This window comes from Catalinimonas locisalis (assembly GCF_038039535.1).
Lineage (GTDB): Bacteria > Bacteroidota > Bacteroidia > Cytophagales > Cyclobacteriaceae > Catalinimonas.
The window spans coordinates 85771-104876 of the sequence record NZ_JBBPHP010000024.1; the positions used below are offsets into that span (position 1 = coordinate 85771).

A 19106-nucleotide genomic window follows, 5' to 3' on the forward strand; every position below is an offset into this window, starting at 1 on the left:
TTTTACTCCTCAACCAGCACTGGAATAGCATAAGGCGTGTAAGGTGCACCTGCCTCTTCCAGCATTTGTTGTAGCTCAGGTACATCTTGCTGCGCCACTTCTTTGATCTGAGCCAAGACTGGCGTAAATTCCTCTTTAGCAATCTTATAAGAATCCTGATGGGTTTGGGTAGGAGGTGAGGTAGAATAAAACTGCTCATACACCAGCATGCCTACTCTGTTGCCCACTGTGGGAGGCTTGTCCATATCCAGTTTGGAAGCTGCCAGATCAGTATTAAGTGCCACCTCTATTTCTCTCATTTTCTCTTTGATACGCATCATTTTGTCAGAGATCTGCTCCTGAGGAAGTGAAGCTTTTTTAGCAGCCGCTTCCATGTGTTTGAGTTGCGAATTTATTTCTCCTAATATCTGCTGTGATGCCTGTACTTTACGATAAAGCTCATTTACATCCTGCTGGAAAGCTATTTTGACTTGAGGATCACCTAAAGGTATTGAGCGATCTTCAAGCGGCTTAACGGTAAAGGTAACTGCTTCAGCCAATGGAGTGATTTCTCCATTCACACTTTTGGACAAAGTAACGGTATATTCACCGGGAGCCACTAATGTACCTTCATCTTTTCCGGCAAAAGGATTATAAAAAGAAGGAGTGCTTAGGGTAATCGGATTCACCGAAGCAAAACGCAAATCCCAGTTTATTCTTTGTAGACCTTTTTTGGCAGGTGCATTCAGTTTACGTACCAGCTTACCCTCATCATCTTTGATGGTGAAAAGCAGATAAGGAGCCTCCTCAGCCTGTTCCTGCTGTAACTGCTCATAGCTGGGGTAAGCAGCGTCTTCCTGATTCTCCAACTGTACTTTTTCTTTTTCCTCTCTTTGCTCTGCCAGTGTCTTGATATCCTCTTTGAGATAATAAGTGAACATAGCGACTGAGGGCAGGTTTTCTCCCTGATAATAGGAATCACCCTGAAAGCTTTTGCCCGGTAAGCCCAAAGGATATCGGGATTCATATAAAAGGGCATCTCTGACTTCAAAAAGGGCGGCCTCCTGGGCGAGCAGCTCATTATCTACATTTCTGAGCACTGAGTAATCGTCCAATACAAAAAAGCCTCGTCCAAAGCTTGCCAGTACCAGATCGTTCTCCCCTTTGTGAATAGCCATATCTCGTATGGCGATGGTAGGTAATCCTGCATTAAGCTGCTTCCATTCCTGTCCTCCATTATTGCTAAAAAAAGCACCAAACTCAGTACCTGCAAAGAGCAGGTCTGCATCTACATGGTCTTCCGCGATGGCATAGACAGAACCTCTTTCGGGAAGGTTAGCGGTGATCTTGCTCCAGCTTCTGCCTTTGTCATCACTTTTGTACAGATAAGGACTGAAGTCGCCATACTTATGGTGGTTGAAGGCAGCATAGACTACATTTTCATCATGCTGTGAAGCCCAGAGGGCATTGACATAAGTTCTTTCTGGCACATCAGGAAAGCTGCCTATACTTCGCCAGTTGGTGCCCCCATTTTCAGTAATCTGTATCAGGCCGTCGTCCGTACCTACATACAGCAGGTTTGCGTTGAGGGGAGATTCGGCAAAGGAAACGATGGTGCCATAAGGAGAGGTGCTGCCGTTTTTCTCTACCGCATCCATACTCCATACTCTGTCCATTACTTCCAGTTTGTTGCGGTTCACCTGCCGGGTGAGGTCATCACTGATCACCTCCCAACTGTTTCCCCGGTCATCAGAGCGGAAGAGTTTATTGGCGGCAAAGTAGATGCGCCCAGGCTGGTGGGTGCTGACTGACAGGGGAGCATCCCAGTTCCAGCGGTAAGCGTCTTCCCCTTTGCGTTCCTTAGGTTGTATACCCACTTCCTCTCCATTGAGCTTATCGTATCGCACCAGAAAACCGTACTGAGACTGGGCATATATGATATTGGGATCATCGGGGTCAACCTGAGACTCAAAGCCATCGCCACCGTGGGTCATAAACCAGTCGCTATTGGCAATCCCATTATTGCTCAAAGTTCGGGATGGGCCACCCATGCTGAAATTGTCCTGCGTACCTCCGTAGATGTTGTAGAAAGGTCTGGCGCTGTCCAGAGCGACTTTATAGAATTGGGTAACCGGAAGATTGGGTTTAAAGAGCCAGGTTTTGGCAGCGTCAAATGTTTCGTAGATGCCGCCATCACAGCCCACCAGAAAATGATCAGTATCAGCAGGGTCAATCCACATACAGTGGTTATCTACGTGCTTGGTATCTTCTCCCAGTACCTTGAATGTTTTACCCCCATCGGTACTGATGTGCATCCAGGTATCCATTGCATAAATTTTATCAGGGTCAAGCGGATCGGCGACTATCTCCTGGTAGTAGTTGCCGCTGGTAACATAATCACTCATTTTCTCCCAGGAAGCTCCCCGGTTGGTAGTACGGTAGAATCCTCCTTTACCACGTGCGGCTTCCACGATAGCGTAAATGATCTCAGGGTTGGCAGGTGACATGCTAAGCCCAGTTCTACCGAGATCGGTTTCCGGTAAGCCTTTATTGATCTTCTCCCAGTTAGCTCCCGCATCGGTACTTTTGTAGATGCCTGAGCCGGGCCCACCGCCTATGTAGGTAAACACATGGCGACGACGCTGATGGGCTGCCGCATACAATACGTCAGGATTGCGAGGGTCCATCAGCAGTTGGTTGATACCCGTATGCTCGTCTATGCTGAGGATGGCTTCCCAGCTTTTGCCTCCGTCGGTGGTTTTATAGAGCCCACGTTCTCCGCCTTCCTGCCATAGGGGACCGATGGCCGCGACATAGACCACATCACTGTTGCGAGGGTCAATCAGTATCTGGCCGTTGTGCTCAGATGATTTAAGGCCCATATGCTCCCAGCTTTTACCGCCATCTACCGATTTATATACTCCATCCCCATAAGAGACACTCCGCTGGTTGTTATTCTCGCCAGTGCCCACCCAGATTACATTGGGGTTATTAGGATCCATGCTGATGCAGCCAATAGAGTAACTGCCCTGGCTGTCAAAGACTGGCTCATAGGTAATGCCACCGTTGACTGTTTTCCATACGCCGCCGGAGGCGGTTGCCACATAATATACTTTGGGATTATCAGGGTCAACGGCAAAATCGGCAATACGACCGGAAGTGATGGCAGGACCTACATTTCTGAATTTTAGGCCGGAGATATCAACTTGCTCTAGGGGCGTTTTTTCGGCTGTATCTTCTTTTTTGTTGCGTTGTGCCTGAGTGCTGAAGCTACAGTAGAGCATACCTAGGCTGAGGATGAAGGCAAATCTTCTCATAATACAGGATGGCTATTGAAGTTTAGGTTTAGCGCTAAAAGCTAGAAAAAAAGCAGAGGATGTACAAGTCTCTACTGCAATGAAGTGTGAAAAGTAAAACGGTAAGTAAATGAAGTAAGGTGGTGACTGCACCTTTGGTATATGTGAAGCGGATGGTATTAATGTAGTATGATAGTTGAGAGGAAGGTTATTTTAGTAATGCACTTATTCAATACATGATGTGCCTTTAAGTTAAATAAATATATTTTTCAGATGCTTAATCACTATAATTTGCAGGCAAAGCGTAGTTATACAATCTGAATGAATGAAGCCTGAGCACCAACAGATAATTGCATACTTAAAAAAATGTTATCAGTCAGATAATAGAGAGCAGGGGCTTTTTGATTTTTATAGTAAAAAAGTTGAGCATAGATCTTTAATTACAGAGTCCTCAATTTTTACTGGTAATTATCCCATCTATCCGGTGGACCCAGCCTGGGGAGCGATGGTTGAAAAAACGCTTTCTGTTTATAAAAAAGAAAAAGAACTTACGGTTTCTTACCTTTTTTTGACAGGAGAGGTACGAGTTGGAAATAAAACATCAAAAGTAGTTTGTCCATTATTTTTGATACCTACCTCACTGGAAAAACGTGATGAAGACTATTATGTGAAGTTAGCTCATGATCAGGCTAGTGTGAATCCGTCAGCCTTGAACTTATTATCCAGTCTTAACCAAAATGAGGTTGATATTTATTCTGAGCTTAACGATTGGGTGAATAACGGATCGTATTTATTCAGCGCTCTAGGAAGCTTAAGAAAACTTTTAATTCAGGCTTATCCAGCATTAGAGGCCGATGAATTGCTTATGTACCCTACACTTTTTGATGATAAAAGTATTAAAAGAGTAGCCAAACAATCAGGTACCCATATAATACCTGCCGCTGGTATGGGTGTACTTCGTAAGTCAAACACTACATTAGGCGTATTGAGTGAACTGGAATTCCTTAGTGAAATTGATGATTACTCAACTGCCCTAAATTCGTTTTTTGGACAACATGATCAGCCCGGCAAATCTACTCTTAAGGTACCAATAGTACCAGCAATACTAAGCAAAGCGCAATTACGTGCGTTTGAAGCGGTTTGCAGCGAACCCACTGTACAAATTACAGGTCCTCCCGGTACAGGAAAGTCATTTTTGATTTCTGCAATAGCCATTGATTGTATGAGTAAAGGAAAATCCGTACTTATAGTATCCTCTAATGACCAGGCAGTAGATGTGATATCTCAAAAAATCAATTCTGAATTCCAGTTGGAGCATGTTACAGTAAGAGGAGGAGCAAGTAGAGATTATAAGTCTTCCCTAAAAGAAAGATTGGAAAATTGGTTAAATGGAATTGGTGTAGAAAAACCTGATGCAGACAAGATTAAAAGCTTAAAAGCAGAAATAGAACTTTTGAACAAAAAACTGGCTATTCTTGAAAGAAAGTATCAAAAGAAAGAAGCGAGGGCAATACTTGAAGGTATATTTCTGGCAGATTATCGTAATAGCTGGTGGCAACGGTTTTGGAAATACTTTTTTAAATTACGTATGCAACATGAAAAATCTATTGACAATGTGGTCTTCACCTATCAGCATTTACTATCCAGAAAGCATTCAAAAGTTAAGAAATTATTGCATCATTCTTTTCATTATCAACTTTATCAAACATTAACTCAGCATAGGAAAGAACTTCAACATTTTTTGTCGGCTTTAAAGGCGCGAACAAGCAGCAAAAAGGAGCATGCCTTTGATCGTATTAATTTTGACATTGTCAGTAATGCTTTACCCGTTTGGTTGGTATCAATTGCTGAAGTAAGTCATATTTTACCTTTAGAAAGAGAACTGTTTGATCTTGTAATTATTGATGAAGCCACCCAGTGTGATATTGCATCAGTATTGCCAGTCTTACAGCGAGCAAAACAGGTGGTAGTGGCTGGAGACCCAAAACAGCTAAAGCATGTATCGTTCCTTTCAGGAAATAGACAACACCAAATTGCTGAAACTTATGGCTTACCTCCTGAAATTGTAGAGAGGTACAATTATAGAAATTACAGCTTGCTGGATATTATTAATAACAATTTAAGTTCACAAAAAGCATTAGTATTTCTCAATGAGCATTTTCGTAGTCAGCCTTCAATCATAAAGTTTAGTAATCAACACTTTTATGAAGATAAACTTAGAATAATGACTGCACAGCCTGCTAACGAAAGACTGAAACATATACATGTAGTCAGGGTGCCAGGTAGCAAAAATGAAAGTGGTTACAATCAGTCTGAAGCAAAATTTATACTTCAGGAAATTAATAAGATTGCTCAAGATGAGGCACATTTGCCGGATACTATGTGTCAGACGATTGGTATTGTATCTCCTTTTCGTCAGCAAACTTTATCTATTCAAAAAGATATATTAAAAACCGTAGATACAAGTGTTTTGCAGAGACATCAATTATTAATAGGAACTCCCTATACTTTTCAAGGAGAAGAAAGAGATGTCATGTTTATTTCCCTGGTAGTAGACAATGATTCTCACCCCTCAACATTTCAGCATCTTGCCAGGGAAGATGTATTTAATGTAAGTATTACGAGAGCTAGAGTACAGCAATGGGTCGTTACATCTTTAAACAAACCTACCGGGTATGTATCAGCATCATTACTTGAAAGGTATCTTACCTATATTGAGCAATATCAAGTACCAAGCCTAAAAGCAGAATTACCTCATTATAAAGATGAATTTCTGGAAACAGTATTAAACCATTTGAATCAGTATAAGCTTGATGAAATTCATCAACAGTATGCCATAGCCGGAGTTGAAATTGATTTGGTAATTGTGAACAAAGGGAAAACTTATTGCATTGATCTAGTCGGTTATCCGGGAGATATGGAACAGGCTTTACCCCTCGGTAAACTCAAAATATTGCAAAGAATAAATATTACCTCTTTTCCGCTTTCCTATAGCCGATGGTATATGGATTTTGATCATACGATTCAGTCTCTTCTTAATTTTTTAGACCTGAATGCTGAAATTTAAACACCCAAGCGCTGTATCAGAAAACTACTCCTTCAATGGTTGGAGGTTTTTGCGGGAGTTCCAGTTCTCCAAACATCTCCTTTAAGTTTTCTTCTATCGTTACACTGATGGAGGTCATGGGTGTATCATCCATACGGTTTTCAAAGGGATCTTCAGTTCTTTCTCCAATCTGATCAAGCGCCAGGAAGATGAAATTGATGACCAGAGAAAGTGGAATATTGAACCACCCTAAGTCTTCTACAAAAGCCAAAGGAACCAGTGTGCCGTGCAGATATACAAATAGTCGGGAGTAAAAACTGTAAGGGCGGGGGAGAGGAGTATTCTTAATGCGTTCACACATCCCCTGATGGTTATTAAACTCGGTCAGTGTTTCATCCAGACGAACATAACGATAGTCTGAAAGCCAGCCCTTTCTGTAAGCCGTTTTGATATCTTCTCCCTGTAACTGCAGGAGGTAGTTGGGAGGATTCTTTTTGCTTAGTGTTTGCTGATATTCTTCCTGTGAGAGAAAGTCTTTGAGGTCTTCATATCGGTTGTTTTCCTCAATCAATTCCACCACACCATTTTCATTGTAATTATGTTTTTTTCGCAGGAAAACCCTCAGATCATGTACAAAGGCTATGTGTCGGTAAATCACTCTTTCCTGCCATTCGTGCAGCTCCACATCTACCAATTCCTTAGACAAAGTCAGGGTAAGGACCTCACGTCCCCAGGCGCGACTGTAGTTTACCAGTAAGCCCCAGATTTTACGGGCTTCCCACCAGCGATCATAAGCGTTGTTATTTTTAAAACCCAGGTAAATAGCAAGGGCTGTACTTATGGTAGCTACGGCATTGAAAGGTATGGAAAGTTTTCTGACATCAAATACTTTGTGCAGCAAATAGATGGATACTGAAAGTATTAAAAAATAAAGCATACTTTTCCAGGTATAATGGAAAATATGCTTCCATTTTAAATTGCGTGATACAATCATTGTTTCAAAAAAATAAATAGTTTCATCCTACAACTGCATAATTTAATTTGGGTTTAAACTTTTTTATGAAGCCCATTAGTTTGAGGATATTTGCTTAGTAAAAAGCTACCTGCTCTCTTAGTACAGCTGGAAATAATATAGACCATTGAAGATGGTTAGTCTCTTCTTTTATTGAAAAGAGGAGCGTGAGGAAGGCATCTCATCTATTTACATAGCTCTGTAAATGATGACCGCATTAATAATGCTGGAGATAATGAATTGAAAAGAAGGAAGCTTATATTGAGCGAAGTATCAATGAAAGAAAATCAATTATACTATGCGACTCGGAATCAGCTCATATACCTTTACCTGGGCAGTAGGTGTGCCCGGGAATCAGCCTGAGCAAAAGCTGGATGCTGTAGGATTGATCAATAAGGCAGTAGCACTGAATGTCTCCTGTGTGCAGATTGCCGATAACTTAACGCTTCATACACTTAGCACTGACCAGTTGGATGAATTGGCATTGCATGCTTCCCGTACGGGTGTAGCGATAGAGGTAGGGATGAGAGGGCTAAGCGTTGAAAACATTAATACTTATCTGGACATTGCTGAAAAGCTAAAGTCTCCTATACTGAGAGCGGTAGTGGATGCTCCGGATTATCAGCCTGATAAGGGTGAAATAATTGCTACTATAAAAGATTTTATTCCTGAGCTAAAGAAAAGAAATATCATTCTCGCCATTGAAAATCACGATCGCTTTAAGGCTCGTGAGTTTGCTGAAATTGTAGATGGGGTTGGCAGTGAGTGGGTAGGCATTTGCCTGGACTCAGTAAATTCTATGGGAGCGGGTGAAGGCATAGAGACAGTGGTGGATGTACTGGGACCACTGACCGTCAACCTGCATATCAAAGATTTTATTGTAGAACGAGTTTATCATATGATGGGCTTTACCATTGAAGGTAAACCGGCAGGTCTGGGCATGCTGCCTATTGAGGAAATACTACACAAACTCAGCGGTTACCAAAGATGTAAAAGTGCCATCCTGGAGCTGTGGACTCCACCTGAAAATGAGTTAACCCAGACCATTGCTAAAGAATATAAGTGGGCCAGCGAAAGTATAGCTTATCTCAGGGGACTACCCTACTTACATCTGAGAGCACAATTGTAACAAGTGCAAAGTGGACTTCCTTGCCAATCATATTAACTTACGGATAGCTGAGGACAAAAGCCTGGACTCTTAATTTTTCTGAAAGAATACTACATCAGTAATAAGCGCTCATATTTTGGCAGGTATAGCTGGTCCAAAAATTTGATCTTTCCTAAAAAGCTTATGTTGATCAAAGATTTTGTCCAGTTGTCTCCCGAATATCAGCTAGAATATGTGAATCGCTCAGGATACTGGCTCATAGGGGTGATCAATGATATCTTTTGTTATCATCTGTACTGGCTAGATACCGGGTACTTTGTAGAAATCAGTGTGAACGTAGCCCGGCAAAGCATACATAATATTGTTGCTTTTACTCATACCAAAAACGTGGACAAGTACCTGGAGCGTATTGAAATAAATGAATTGAAGTCAACCTGAACCTTTTCCTTAAGCACCATTAATAGGGGGTAAAGAATGGTATTACTTATCTTTATTTCAGGGGATCATGCCCCCAGTTCATCAGGCTGTAACGCCATTTACTGTCTTCAACCTTACTTTTGGGTTTTTGGGCAAGGTGACGATTTACGTAGCCTACTACTTTCTGCATATGTTTGTACTGATCATCTGTAAGCTCCGCCTTTTTAGTATTCTTGATGTCAATGATCTTCTTACCGGATTTATGGCCTACAGCTTCGCCATCTCCGCTATCAGCCCCAACAGATTTTGATTCATCCTTATCCAGCCAGTCTTCCAGTTCGGAAGGTGTCATATTTACCCTATCCTTAAACTCCTGGTATATCTCTTCTTTTTCCTGATCCTTCATAGGTCTTACTCTTTTTGTACCTCACTTTGTAGTTTCAACACATGGTCACCGTCACTTTGCTCTATGTAGAGTGCAGGATTATCCTGAGAACCATTACGGGTGATTTCGTTACCTTTAATCTTGCGGGTGGTCTTTTCGGTAAAAATACTTTTTACTTTACCCTCTGCCCAGTTATCGCCCCACTTCCACTTTACTTTACTTCCTTCATTAATATTGCTCATAGTAAGTTGCTTTTAATTTTTTGTACAACTATATCTGCTTCAGATATGTTGAATAAAACAAGATAAAATTTATACAAAATGAGCTTTTCTTATCATGCTTTATGATAAAAAAAGACTGCCACCTTTACCATAAGACAGTCTTCTTAAAAATAATATTTAGATGCTATAGCTCACTATCTTCCATTGCATAACGTATGCCGCCCAGAAGATGCTCAAGAAACAAAGCGTCAGAAAAAGACTCATTGGTGTGACCTGAGCCGGTGTAGAAAGCACGTCCTCCATCATATGCTTTGTACCAGGCAATAGGATGGTATTCTCCGTTGGTTCCTCCTTCATAAGTAGTTTCATCTAGCATGATAAGATCATTATTACCTTCATAGATGGATTTGTAGTTATACCATTCATCTGATCTTGTCCAGTCAGCCGGCAGAGGTTTAGTAGAAGGATGGTCGGAGTCTACCACGTGCAGTGTAGCTTCACGCACATTAGGGTTGCCAGGGTGACCATCAAAATAAGCACCAGCCAGATTACCGTACCACGGCCATTCATACTCGGTATCGGTAGCTGAGTGTATGCCCACATAGCCTCCTCCTGACTGAATATACTGTTCCATCGCACGCTGCTGATCTTCGTTCAAAATATCCCCGGTAGTATTGAGGAAAATTATAGCCGCGTAATTTTGCAGATTGTCAGAGGTGAAGTCAGTAGAATCTTCGCTGGCATCTACCGCAAAATTGTTTTCCTGTCCCAACATCTGAATCGCCTCAATACCAGGTTCTATTGATTTATGACGAAAGCCATTGGTTTTTGTGAATACCAACACTTTTGGCTGGTCCTGGCTGGGACTTTCTTCTAGCTGTGCGCTTTCCTGCTGCTCATTGGAAGTCGCAGAAGAGCAGGCCGCGATACTGACGATTAGGCACAGACTGCAAAAATATAAATTGCAATTTTTCATAAGTGGTTGTTGTTTAAGTGTACGTCCGTTCACATAAATGCCATAATATACTGTTTATCCCTGCAATATAAAAAGTGTATGGAGATGGCAGTTATTTCATTTCCCTGCACAAAATGACCCTTTGACTGCAAAAAGTTTGATAATGAATGATGATTAGTGAATAATGAGGAGTAAAATGTATGAAGCCTTTATCATTCCTCATAATTTATTATTATGCTTCAGAACTACCTAATCGTTGCTTTTCGTAACTTCTGGAAACATCGTGGTTTCAGCACCATCAATGTGTTGGGCCTGGCCCTGGGTCTGGCAGGCAGTCTGATGATTTACCTTTGGGTTCAATATCAACTGAAGTTTGATCAGTTTCATGAAAAGAAAGAGAAGCTGTTTATCGTGGTGTCTGATTGGACCTACTCCGATGGCTCTACCGAACAACGATCCAATACACCGGCCAATCTTGCACCTGTTCTAAAACAAGACTATCCAGATATTGTCAACATAAGCCGGATATGGTATGACCAGGCCTACCAGGTAAATCTGGAATATGAAGAGAAAAGCAGTCAGCCGGTCGGAATATATGCGGATGCCACTTTTCTGGACATGTTTTCCTTCCCTCTGCTTCAGGGTAATTCTGCCACTGCTTTGGACGATTTACAAAGCATCGTACTTACGGAGCAACTGGCAATGCAGCTTTTTCCTGAGCAGGAAGCGGTAGGTAAAATGGTTGTACTCAAGGACTTGCAAGGTGCGAGAACTTACCAGGTGAGTGGGTTGCTAAAAAATATTCCTGTACATTCCTCGCTTACGTTTGATTTTATCATCCCCTACCAGGATCTTGAAAACCGGAATGACTGGCTCAAAAAATGGGGAAGTACGTCCATAACCACCCTGGTAGAAGTGCAGACTGATATAGCAGTGGCAGCATTGAATGATAAAATCAGAGACATTCCTCAGAAAAATTATCCTGATCTTAATTATGTCATCCGCTTGTTTCCTTTTCAGGATGTGCATCTGCATGCTTCCTTCACCACCGTGTTGCTGCGCAACGATATCCGTTATGTGTATCTCTTTTCGCTGGTTGCACTGATTGTATTGGTACTCGCCTGTTTCAACTTTGTTAATCTTTCGGTGGCGCAGGCGGGCAAAAGAGCGCGTGAAATAGGCGTACGTAAAGTGATGGGCGCGTGCAAACGTTTGCTTTTCTTCCAATTTATGGGAGAGGCTTTGCTCAGTACGATACTGGCATCGGTTTTGGCTATGGGCATGATATACCTGCTGTTGCCGGTATTCAACCAAAATTTTGGAATCAGCTTGTCGCTTCAGGAGGAGACATGGCATATGTTTACTGCTTTATTATGTCTTGCACTGCTCACTACTTTACTTTCCGGCAGCTATCCAGCTTTTGTCATGGCAGCCATGAAAACCCTCAGCAGCCTGAAGGGCAAGATGAGCGGCGGAGAGCAGGATGGGTGGCTCAAAAAAGGACTGGTGACTACACAGTTTGTCATTTCCATGGTGCTGATCATCGGAGCCCTGGCGGTCAATCAGCAATTGCGCTATTTGCAGGAAAAAAACCTCGGACTGGATAAAGAACATGTGGTGAGCTTACCCAATACACCTGAACTGAGTCATCATTATGATGCTTTCCGACTGAACCTGCTGCATCAGCCTGCTATTGTTTCCCTTACCCGCACTTCAGAAAATCCTTTGCAGACACAAAATTCCAGTGATGATCCCTGGTGGCCGGGCAAGGCAGCAGATGATAACCGGGAATTTAACCTGGCCATGGTAGATTATGAATATCCCGAAACCCTGGGAGTAAAAATCAAAGCAGGCAGGAGTTTCTCCCGTGAAGTAAGTGCAGATTCTGTCAACTATATCGTCAATGAAGAGGCCGTAGCCCTGATGGGACTTGAAGATCCTATCGGGCATGAACTGGCTTTCTGGAAAGGAAAAGGAAACATAGTAGGTGTGGTAGAAGATTTCCATTATCGCTCGCTACACCAGCCGATAGGCCCTCTGATCTTGATGCTTTGGCCAGAAAATACCGAACAGGTATATGTGAAAATCAAAGCTGGGCAAACCCAGGAAGCACTAAAGGCTATACAGGAAGCTTATGCGCAATACAGCACTGGCTATCCCTTTAACTATCAGTTTTTGGACGAAAGCTACACGCAGCAATATGCCTTTGAAGCTAAAGTAGAAAAAGCATCCATGATCTTTACTGTACTGGCCATCATCATATCCTGCATGGGTTTGCTGGGTATGGTTACCTTTTCAGCCGAACAAAGAAGTAAAGAAGTAGGCATTCGCAAAGTCCTGGGCGCTTCGGTAGTAAGCATCCTATTGCTTTTCTTCCGGACTTACCTCAGGCTTATCGTATTGGCAATTGTCATAGCCATACCTTTGGCCAACTACTTTTTGCATGAATGGCTCAGTCATTTTGCCTACCGCATACCAGTACAATGGTGGCTCTTCGCCTTACCTGCCGTAGCCATGCTTTTACTGATTGGGTTTACCATCAGTAGTCAGGGCCTGAAGGCAGCACTGAAAAACCCGGTGGACAGTCTGAGGGATGAATGATGATGAATTAATAATTAAAATGGATTGATGACAAATGAGGATTCTTCATCCCTCATTAAACAAAATTAATAATGATTAAAAACTATCTGTACATTGCGCTGCGGAATTTGCTGCGCAACAGAATTTATACCTTGATAAACCTGCTTGGGTTAGCAATAGGTATTTCCGCAAGCCTGCTGATGCTGATGTATATCCAGCAGAAACTCTCTTTTGAAAAAAGCTTTCCTAAGCATGAGCGAATCAGCCGTGTTTCCTTGCATGAATGGGCCAAATCCTCCTTGCCGCTGGCAGCAGAACTGGAGAAAAGTTTTCCTACTATTGAGCAGACAGCCCGCCTCGGACAGCACAGAACTTTTGATGTAGCCATGTATGAGGATACGCATACACCGGTAGGCAAAGGTTATATGGCTGATCAGGAGGTAATCACTTTGTTTGACCTAAATTTTTTAAATGGATCAAAAGAAGATGCTCTCAGGCGACCTTATACCATAGTATTTACAAAAAGTATTGCGAATAAACTTTTTGGTGAAGTGAATCCGGTTGGTAAAACTGTGCATTTCGGCGGAATAGATGATCTGGAAGTAACCGGTGTCATTGATGATTTACCTGTCAACACTCATCTCAATTTTGAGTATCTGATATCCATGCCTACCCAGTATAATTGGCTGGATGAAGATTCTGAAGAATCACGGGGCTGGATGTCAGTCTACACCTATGTGCTTTTCAGAGATGCGCAAGCTATGGAAGAAGCCAGTAATAGAATGGAAGACTTTTCTTATCAGTTTTTTGAAGAATGGGGAGCTACCAGGGAAGAAATTGAGCGGAGGCAATCATTCTACGAACTACATCCAATCTCCAATATTCATCTGGATGGCAACCGCGAGCAGGAAATGGGCAAAAACAGTGATAAGGTGTATATCTATATCTTCAGTGCACTGGCCCTACTGATAATACTAATCGCCAGTGTGAACTTTGTCAACCTGTTTTCCACACAGATGCTTAAACGTAGCAAAGAGATAGGAATTAGAAAGGTAATAGGCGCACGCAGAGCGCATATTTTCTGGCAGTTTCTTGGCGAAGGAATGGTTCTCACTTTACTTGCTGCTTTGTTCTCCTTACTACTTTGTATGCTGCTCGTACCCGTTTATAATGATCTTGCCGAGCTTTCCATACATCCACTTGATCTATTGCGCCTGGATAATCTGATCTTACTTTTTGCTATCGTAATAGTCATTGTGTTGATATCCAGTGGTGCGCCTTCTTTTGCCATTTCAGGATTCTTGGTGATGAAGGTGATCAAGGGAAATCAGCTACCCTCCTCCTGGCTGATGAAATCCAGAAAAAAACTGGTGGTCTTTCAGTTTGCTATCTCCATTTTTATTGTCATCAGCGCATTGGTCATTAATGGGCAAATGGAATATCTACAAAATAAAGAGTTAGGCTTTGACAAAGAGCAACTCATCTCTGTCCGATTGTATGGTCCACTTTGGGACGAAGCCGTAAATCAGCGGGAAATTTTCAGAAATGAACTGAGCAGGATTCCGGGTGTCGTCAGTATCGCCAATACTTCAGGGTTTTTGGGAAATGGACTCAGTGTGGAAGGCATACGATTGGTAGAAGAAATGGATGAAGGTCATGAGTACTCTATGCGTTGCATACGGGCAGATGAAGGCCTGATACCCACATTAGAACTACAACTGTTGCAGGGAAGAAACTTCCAGCCCAAAGCAGATACCTCGGTAGTTTTTATCATAAATGAAAAGGCAGCGGATGCGCTTAATATAAAAGATCCGGTCGGAAAAATGGCTGAAAATTCCTCAAATGGTGACAAAGGGGAAATCATCGGAGTGGTGAAGAATTTCAATTATGCCTCACTGCATTATGACGTTGACCCTATGTTTATTGAATACCGCCCCACACGGGTGGGTACGATGCTGATCAAAATGGAAGTTAGTGATCCTCAGCAAACCGTTGCCCAGATTGAAGATAAGCTCAATATTATGCTACCCGGCACGCAAATGCTGTATAGTTTTGTAGATCAAGAGATGCAGGAAATGTATCTGGCAGAAAACAATATTAAAAAGATGCTGCTCATGTTTTCTGTACTTGCTATCATCATCGCCTGTCTGGGATTATTTGGTCTTACGGCATATACAGTCTCGCAGCGCTCCAAAGAGATCGGTATAAGAAAAGTTTTAGGTGCTTCTCTGACAAGCATACTTTTGCTACTTTCCAAAGACTATATCAGGTTAGTTGTGATAGCTTTTGCGGTAGCTGCACCGATCGCGAATTATTTTTTGAGAGAATGGCTGCAAGGCTTTGCCTATCATATTCCTATGATCTGGTGGATGTATGTGGTGCCTGGTGTGCTGGTGCTGTTAATCGCATTACTAGCAGTGAGTGGACAAAGTCTGAGAGCTGCTTCTGCCAATCCGGTAGAATCACTGAAGGATGAGTAATGAATAATGACTTATAATAAAAATTCATCATTGATCAATAATCATTAAACAATATGTTTAGAAACTATTGGAAAACAGCCTTGCGCAAATTGCTCAGAGACAAGCGGCTGGCGCTGATTAAAATTCTCGGACTGAGCATTGGCATGACCTGTTGTATGGTGATGTATGTCTTTGTGAAGTATGAACTCAGCTTTGACAGTTTTCATCAGAAAGCAGATCAGATTTACCGTGTGGTGCAGCATACCAGGTTTGCGGAGGAGACATATCATTGGAGTTCTACTGCTTATCCGCTGGCAGAAGCCCTGCGAAATGATTTTTCCGATTTAACACTCGTCACTCAAACGGCAGGACCAGTCAGCAGAAGCTTCAGCATCCGCGATACGGATAGTGAATTAAGTAAATTTGAAGAAGATCAGGTGCTCTTTACTGACCCTTATTTCTGGCAGGTTTTTGATGTCCAATGGCTGCAGGGAAATCCTGATGCCGCCTTTCCCAATCCCAACTCAGCTTTGCTCACCCGAAGCCTGGCTGTCAAACTGTTTGGCGAAAAATGGGAAAGCCTTGAAGTGATGGGAAAAATCATTCAACTGAACAGCAAAGATGCTTTGCAAATCACCGGAGTGGTGGAGGACCCGGCTGCCAATTCTTCTATTCTGTATCGTATACTTGTTCCTTATGCATTTTACAAAATGCATAACCCTTATTTTGCTGAAAACTGGTCGGGAAATTATCAGGGAACCACCTATATTATTCCTCAGCACAATGAAAATATCCAGGCACTGGAGCAGCAGATCAATACCTGGAAAAGTAAGTATCTGAATGAGCATGACAATCAGATCATCAGCTATGCGCTGCAGCCGCTTTCGGAAATACATACCGAGACCCTGTACAGCACCAGCATCCAAAGCTATACCATGCCTCTCAAAACCATACAGGCTGCGATCTGGATTGGTATATTCATCCTGCTGATCGCCTGCATCAACTTCGTCAATCTGGCTACCGCTCAGGCTGCCGGGCAGGCCAAAGAGGTAGGGGTAAGGAAAGTACTGGGAGGCAGCCGATTCCAGCTCTTTGTCCAATATCTGGGTGAAAACAGCCTCATTATTCTCATCGCCGTCCTGCTGTCACTTTTCCTTACGCACCTTTGCCTGGGTCAGCTCAATGACTTGTTCGCTTTCTTCCACCTGCAACTTTCGCTGAGTAGAGATATGATAGGTTTTGCAATTTTGATTGCATTACTGGTGAGTGCACTGGCTACTATTTATCCCGCTTTGGTGCTCTCCGCCTTTGAGCCGGTAAAAGCACTTAAAAACAAAATTAAGACTGCCCACAGCCGGGGTTTTGGCTTACGTAAGTCACTGATCGTGCTGCAGTTTGCTATCGTACTGATGTTGGGCATAGGCGCTTTGGTGGTGTACCAGCAATTACATTTTTTCCAAAATCTTGACCTGGGTTTTGTTAAGGAAGCTGTGGTGACTACACCCGTTCCTAATGAACAGAAAGCAGAAGCACTGCGACAAAATTTACTAAGCCAGCCGGGCATAGAAGCGGTGACGATGGCCACCGGAGCACCAACTTCTGTGGGTGTTTGGAATGGCACCAGTTTCCGTCTGCCTCATCAATCTGAAACAGAAGGTCAGGAAGCCGAAATGAAGAGCATAGACCTTGACTATCTGGATTTCTACCAACTCCAGCTCATTGCCGGAAGGAATTTTACTCGTACTTCAGAGCAGTTTGATGAATTTATTGTCAATGAAAAGCTGGTGAAAGCACTGGGCATGACCCCTGAAGAAGCACTAGGACAGGAACTGCAAATCAATGAGGGAAAAGCCGCTATTGTGGGAGTGGTCAAAGATTACTACAATAATTCTTTGCAGGAAGACATCAGTCCTTGTGTACTGATCAACTGGAAGTATGGCATCTTTGAAGCCGCCGTAAAAGTGAGAGCACAGCCCAATATGCAGGCTTCTCTGGCACAACTCAAAGACAGTTGGGAAGCCGAATTTCCACAAGGTATTTATCAGTACCATTTTCTGGATGAAGCATTAAAAAACCATTATCAGATGGAAAAACTGGTACTGAAAGGTTTTAACACCTTTGCGCTGCTCGCCATGCTGATCGCCTGCCTGGGTCTGGTAGGTCTGACTACCTTTAGCTTGCAGCAAAGAACCAAAGAAATTGGCGTGCGGAAAGTGTTGGGAGCTACCGTGCAAAGCATATTCATCATTCTTACCCAACAATACCTGAAATTGATTTTGCTTGCATTGCTCATTGCTATTCCGGTCGCCAATTATTTTCTGGATGAGTGGCTGTCGGGTTTTGCCCATCGCATTCCGATAGTCTGGTGGCTCTATGCTTTGCCCGCTGTGGCCATTCTACTGATTGCGCTTCTGGCCATCGGCAGTCAAACGCTCAAAGCAGCCCGACAGAATCCGGTAGACAGCTTACGATATGAATAATGAGTGATTAATAAATAATGAAAAATGACTGATGAATAGTGAGTGATGAAAATGATAGATTATAAAAATTCATCATCCATCATTGATCAATAATCATGAATCAATATGTTTAACAACTACTGGAAGACTTCCTGTAGATATTTGTGGAATCATAAAACCGCTTCAGTTATCAACCTGATAAGTCTCGGGATTGGCTTGTCTGTATGTTTTTTTGCTTTGCTGTACGTGCGTTTTGAATTGAGCTACGATTCCTTTCATGAAAAGTCAGACCGTATTTATCGTCTGGTGACCAATGTGGAAAGTACTACGGGTACAAGCTATGAAAGTAGTGTAGGAGCTATGGGACCTGCTGTTCAAGATGCTTTTCCTGAGGTAGAAAATATGACACGCATTTTTCTGGATTATCTGATTGTGCAGAAGAATCAGGATATTTTTAGCGAGGAAAAAATTGCTTATGTGGATTCATCCTTTTTTTCTGTTTTCAGCTTTCCATTGCTCCGCGGTGATTATAGATCTGTATTAAATGCTCCAAACACATTAGTACTTACTGAGTCATTAGCTTTCAAATACTTTGGAAAAGAAAATCCAGTGGGTAAAACCCTGTTTATTAATGGTAATACAAATAATCCCGCCATGGTGACGGGAGTCATGAAAGATATGCCTGTCAATTCTCATTTCAGCGTAAACATGTTAGTCTCTATGGAAACCCTGGGAGATGGTTGGATGAATAACTGGAAGCGCTTCTTTTTCTATACCTATCTGCTTTTACCTGAGGAAGTAAATACATCCGACTTAAACATGCAGCTCACAGAATTTATTCAGCAGCATAAAGATCAGAGTCAGGGGAAATTTGAAATGATTTTAGAGCCATTGGAAAGCATTTATTTATATGCGCACTCACGTGGGTCACGATCAGGCAGTTCGGTAAGCGGAAGTATACAACATATATATATCATATCGCTGGTAACCATATTTGTACTTATCATTTCATGCTTCAACTTTATTAATCTTACTAGCGCTTTATCCATGAAGCGGGCAGAAGAGGTGGGCATTAGAAAATCAGTAGGGGCTTCAAAGCAACAACTTATTATCTGATGTTACGCATGATTGGATTATAGTTGATTAAAGTTACGATATTAGCCAGAAAGAACCGAGCAGAATTTCAGCC

The 19106-nt window shown here is 42.4% G+C and carries 12 protein-coding genes; 7 read left to right on the forward strand and 5 right to left on the reverse strand.

The window, feature by feature from the left end:
• Positions 1-2 precede the first annotated feature (2 nt).
• A complete protein-coding gene (locus tag WJR50_RS22675) occupies positions 3-3296 on the reverse strand; it encodes a VPS10 domain-containing protein (protein ID WP_341295618.1) in 3294 nt (1097 codons plus the stop codon).
• Between the two features lie 304 nt (positions 3297-3600).
• Here WJR50_RS22675 and WJR50_RS22680 point away from each other — a divergent pair, with 304 nt between their 5' ends.
• Positions 3601-6342, forward strand: a complete 2742-nt coding sequence (locus WJR50_RS22680; protein ID WP_341295619.1) for a DEAD/DEAH box helicase — start codon at positions 3601-3603, stop codon at positions 6340-6342.
• A 16-nt stretch (positions 6343-6358) separates the two neighbouring features.
• Here the strand turns inward: WJR50_RS22680 and WJR50_RS22685 are convergent, their stop codons facing one another.
• On the reverse strand, positions 6359-7315 hold the full coding sequence (locus WJR50_RS22685; protein WP_341295620.1) for a bestrophin family protein: 957 nt from the start codon (positions 7313-7315) through the stop codon (positions 6359-6361).
• A 316-nt stretch (positions 7316-7631) separates the two neighbouring features.
• Here WJR50_RS22685 and WJR50_RS22690 point away from each other — a divergent pair, with 316 nt between their 5' ends.
• Both WJR50_RS22690 and WJR50_RS22695 read left to right on the forward strand, forming a co-directional pair.
• Positions 7632-8462, forward strand: coding sequence for a sugar phosphate isomerase/epimerase family protein (locus WJR50_RS22690; RefSeq protein WP_341295621.1), 831 nt, complete (start codon positions 7632-7634; stop codon positions 8460-8462).
• 162 nt (positions 8463-8624) lie between these two features.
• On the forward strand, positions 8625-8879 hold the full coding sequence (locus WJR50_RS22695) for a hypothetical protein (protein ID WP_341295622.1): 255 nt from the start codon (positions 8625-8627) through the stop codon (positions 8877-8879).
• A 52-nt stretch (positions 8880-8931) separates the two neighbouring features.
• On the opposite strand, the gene WJR50_RS22700 is transcribed toward WJR50_RS22695, so the two are convergent.
• From WJR50_RS22700 to WJR50_RS22710, 3 genes are all read right to left on the reverse strand, one after another.
• The gene (locus tag WJR50_RS22700) at positions 8932-9264 is read right to left on the reverse strand and encodes a DUF3140 domain-containing protein (RefSeq protein ID WP_341295623.1); all 333 of its coding nucleotides are present in this window, start codon (positions 9262-9264) and stop codon (positions 8932-8934) included.
• 5 nt (positions 9265-9269) lie between these two features.
• Positions 9270-9485 carry a hypervirulence associated TUDOR domain-containing protein gene (locus WJR50_RS22705; RefSeq protein WP_341295624.1) on the reverse strand — a complete coding sequence of 72 codons (216 nt, stop codon included), beginning with the start codon at positions 9483-9485 and terminating at the stop codon, positions 9270-9272.
• Positions 9486-9648: 163 nt separating this feature from the next.
• Positions 9649-10440 (reverse strand): ThuA domain-containing protein, encoded by a 792-nt coding sequence (locus tag WJR50_RS22710; RefSeq protein WP_341295625.1) that lies wholly within the window; start codon positions 10438-10440, stop codon positions 9649-9651.
• Positions 10441-10653: 213 nt separating this feature from the next.
• On the opposite strand from WJR50_RS22710, the gene WJR50_RS22715 reads away from it, so the two are divergent.
• From WJR50_RS22715 to WJR50_RS22730, 4 genes are all read left to right on the forward strand, one after another.
• Positions 10654-13020 (forward strand): ABC transporter permease, encoded by a 2367-nt coding sequence (locus tag WJR50_RS22715; protein WP_341295626.1) that lies wholly within the window; start codon positions 10654-10656, stop codon positions 13018-13020.
• A 71-nt stretch (positions 13021-13091) separates the two neighbouring features.
• Positions 13092-15479, forward strand: a complete 2388-nt coding sequence (locus WJR50_RS22720) for an ABC transporter permease (protein WP_341295627.1) — start codon at positions 13092-13094, stop codon at positions 15477-15479.
• Between the two features lie 53 nt (positions 15480-15532).
• On the forward strand, positions 15533-17938 hold the full coding sequence (locus WJR50_RS22725) for an ABC transporter permease (protein ID WP_341295628.1): 2406 nt from the start codon (positions 15533-15535) through the stop codon (positions 17936-17938).
• Between the two features lie 105 nt (positions 17939-18043).
• On the forward strand, positions 18044-19033 hold the full coding sequence (locus tag WJR50_RS22730; RefSeq protein ID WP_341295629.1) for an ABC transporter permease: 990 nt from the start codon (positions 18044-18046) through the stop codon (positions 19031-19033).
• Positions 19034-19106 lie beyond the last annotated feature (73 nt).